Genomic DNA, 3,709 nt, shown 5'->3' with positions numbered 1-3,709 from the left:
TTTAGCCAAACGTAGACCCACTCTACTTCTTCCTAAATTACTCGCTGCCAGAATCAGGCCTCCGGAACCCCAGCAACAGATGGCTTCTGCCGCCTAATCACTCAACAGAAACTTCGCACTGTCCAGTCATAAGATCATACACAGAAAACAACTATACTGAGACAGTAATGGAAGACACAGATTGGACGGGCATCATTCAATGTTTTGATAATAAAGAGAAACAAAAACTATGACCCACTCGATTCGTTGTCATTGTGGCAAACTCAAGGGTGCCCTGAGCTGCAATCAAGAGCTAAACAGATGCGTGTGCTACTGCGCGGATTGCCAAGCCTTCGCCCGTTTTCTAAAACGAGAGCATGAAATACTCGACGCAATGGGAGGCACTAGCATCATTCAGACCATCCCTGCCAATATCACGTTTACCGAAGGCATTGAGAATTTGACCTGTATGCGTCTTACAGCAAAGGGGTTGCTGCGATGGTACGCTACGTGTTGTAATACTCCAATCGGTAATACGCTTCCAACCCCTAACCTATCTTTCATTGGTTTAATCCATACCTGCTTGAGTTTAGATCAAACTTCGTTAGACAACGCGTTTGGTTCTATCAGAATGTACGTCAACACCCAATCCGCGATCGGAGAAAATAAGCCAAAATCGACAGGAGCTTTATCTGGTATCTTGCGTGTGATTGGCATGATGCTGAAAGCGCGTTTTGATGGGAGATATAAACAAACCCCCTTCTTTGATATGGAATCTGGTACTCCGATTGTTGTCCCAAAAACGCTCAACGCTGAGGAGTTAAAGAACGTAAAGAATACTGTATAACAATCCACTGGTATGGAGATCGTAACTAAAAGATTTCTGCTGCGTGATTTTGTTGAGTTAGATCGATCGCCATTCTTGGACTATCAATCCGATCCACGCAGTCAGATCTTTTATGAACCTAGCGAAGCTAGTCCCGAAAAATCAGCACGTTTGTTTGAGACATTTTGTACATGGGCTTCTGAGCAGCCTCGACTTAACTACCAACTGGCGATTGTCCAGCGGCATGAACCTTTCGCGCTTGTCGGCTGCTGCGGACTGCGGGGAAGGGGGTTTGATGCAGGTGAAATGGAACTGGGGCTCGAACTTGCACCAGACTATTGGGGGCGATATGCTTACGCGATCGAGGTTGGGCGCGCCCTACTCGACTTCGGGTTCAGGGAACTAAGGCTAGACGTGATCTCTGGTTCCACGGTCAGTGCAAACGCGCGGATCGCTCGGTTGGCAGAGTGGATTGGAGCAGAAGTAGTTAGTATTCGTCCGGGTTCCACCTGGATGTCCGAACGAGGTTGGAGTGAGGTAGATTGGCGAATCACGAGAGCGCAGTGGAATCGCCGTATCACTATATAACAACTGCGCGGGACTGGAACATACTAAATAGCTGGTTGAGGGGCGAAGGTTATCTGCGTCCGGTGAGCGCGACCGTTAGCTGGCTTCGCAAAAAGTCCTTGCATGTGTCCCACCCAGTCGTCTGTGAGACTGAAAGCACTGAGGTGATTGGGAATGGGGCGATCGTAAGAGGTGCTCAAAGCCTGCTTTGGCTGCTCAAGGTCAGCACAATTTCCCAAAAAATCTTAGATCTTTAAATCTAATTGAGGGTGGCGTTGGTACTACTAACAAAGCAAGCAAAACACATCCAGGATAACAACCCACCTGGGTCGCGTTACTGCTTGTTTTGATAGGCATTACTGACTCAAATCAACCCTTGAGCACTGCATGGAGAAGATTGTTTCGTGCGGAACTGATTGATGCCTTGATATGGGTTTGCGATCACCTATTACATGCGATCGCAAGATTCACACTTCTTTTAAAAAGAGGAACGCACAGTTTCCAAGAGTGCGGCCACGCTTGTGTGACGTCTGGTTTATTTATCGTTCATTAGTAAATTTGAGGTTTTTATCATGGCTCAAATCAGCCCTTTGACCGGTGTTTCTGGTCAAGATAACTTTGTGGTCAGTGGTGACCCATTCAATGGCGTAGATGTCTCCGCAGATGGTCGGCAAGTTGTCAATCAACCCAGTGAACTTAATGAGTTTCTGATTGCTGAGGATCGATTTGTTCTGGATACCACTGATTTGGGTATTTCTGGGACACCAGTTTTTATTAACGGTACAGTAGCAGACCTGACAAACAGTGGCATTAGCAATGCCAACATCGTTGTGATTCAAGGTTCCTTTGCCAATGCAGGTGCAGCTGCAAGTGCGATCGCAGGTACTGGCGTTGCTAGTGGGACTGGGGTTTTTGTTTACTTCAATGAAACCTTGCAAATCAATCGCCTAGTTTACTCTGCCGACCTAGGTAGTGCCACGGCGGATATTTCCATCCTGGGCAACATTCGCACCCTCACCGGAGATGCTGCCAGAAATGCCCTTCCCACCTTCACTGCCACCAATTTCTTGCTGGCTGCGAATACTGTGGTTGGTGACGACAACAACAATGTACTGCTCGGCACCGCAGCCCAAGACTTTGTTGATGGCCGGGGTGGCAATGATTTAATTGATGGGGGTCCTGGTTCGGACATCCTGACCAGCGGCCTTGGAGCAGATACCTTCGCCTTTTCGGGTGATCCTTTCGATGGGGCGGATGTTTCTGCTCCGGGTCGTCAAGTCATTGGCAACGAAGACTTCATTACTGATTTTGACTTTACCCAGGACAAATATCAGCTCAATGCAGCTGATTTTGGCGTTTTTGGAGATGTTAACTTTGTCGCCTTGGATGCAAATGCACCCGGTGCCGATATACCCCTTGGAGCCAATGCGATTGTTTTGCTCAACGCTGACAATGATAACAATCCTGCCACACCCTTCAATGCGGGCGTGGCTGCTAGCCAAATTGCCAATCTCGTCAATGACGATGGAGCAGGCTTCTTTGTTTACTCTAACTCTGGTCTCCAACTCAACCGGTTGGTTTATTCCACTAACCTCAATGATCCTACGGCTGACCTGAAGATCCTTGCTCGTCAGACTGATTTGATAGGGCAAGCTGCGATCGATGCCCTTGATAACTTCTCTGCGGCTAACTTTGAATTCCAAGACCGAACCCTGGACACCAGTGGCGGACAACAAATTATCCAAGTTGGGGTTGGTGAAACTCTCCAGGTTAAAAATTTTGGTGGTGTTGGGCTCGGTGCTCGTCCCTCTCAATCGACCATCCAGGAAATTGATACCCTCCAATTTGCAGGTGATGGTCTAACTGCCGAGAACCTACAACTCACCCAAACTGGTGAAGATTTGGAGATCTCCTTCCTGAAGGATGCTACAAATACCAGGGTTGTACTGCAGGACTTTGCTCTGGAAAACCTCGATAACCTGGGACGGAACACAGGGGCTAATGTCGCTCGTGGCAACATCATCTTCGGCAACGAATCTGGGCTTGACGATAGCTTTGATGTATTTAATGCAAACTCCACCCGCAGCAGGATTTTCAACCGTAATACTGTCACCTTCTTGAATGAACTTGACAACGTCGTTCGTGGCTTCAATCATTCCAATGACGTGATTAACGCCCAAGGTGGCAATGACCACGTATTTGGACTGGGTGGGTAACTACTCAGGCTGGGGTAGGAGAGTTATAGGGTTTCCAGAGAACAATCCCATGAGGGCATCCAGAACGTTATGCCCCTGTTTGCGTAGAGTGGATAGGTAACCGCGAATACGGCAGAACATC

Annotated in this window: 3 protein-coding genes; all 3 read left to right on the top strand. The window is 48.0% G+C overall.

Annotated elements, in window-relative coordinates; genetic code table 11:
• Nucleotides 1-229: 229 nt before the first annotated feature.
• Nucleotides 230-826: a DUF6151 family protein gene (locus tag VB741_RS26140; protein WP_323368163.1), complete on the top strand. Its 597-nt coding sequence runs from the start codon at nt 230-232 to the stop codon at nt 824-826.
• A 12-nt stretch (nt 827-838) separates the two neighbouring features.
• Nucleotides 839-1,393 carry a GNAT family N-acetyltransferase gene (locus VB741_RS26585; protein ID WP_323368162.1) on the top strand — a complete coding sequence of 185 codons (555 nt, stop codon included), beginning with the start codon at nt 839-841 and terminating at the stop codon, nt 1,391-1,393.
• A gap of 551 nt (nt 1,394-1,944) precedes the next feature.
• A complete protein-coding gene (locus VB741_RS26130) occupies nt 1,945-3,588 on the top strand; it encodes a calcium-binding protein (RefSeq protein ID WP_323368161.1) in 1,644 nt (547 codons plus the stop codon).
• The last annotated feature ends 121 nt before the right edge of the window (nt 3,589-3,709 follow it).

The organism is Leptothoe sp. PORK10 BA2, assembly GCF_034932105.1.
GTDB lineage: Bacteria > Cyanobacteriota > Cyanobacteriia > Phormidesmidales > Phormidesmidaceae > Leptothoe.
This window is presented reverse-complemented; position numbering and strand designations above follow the sequence as displayed.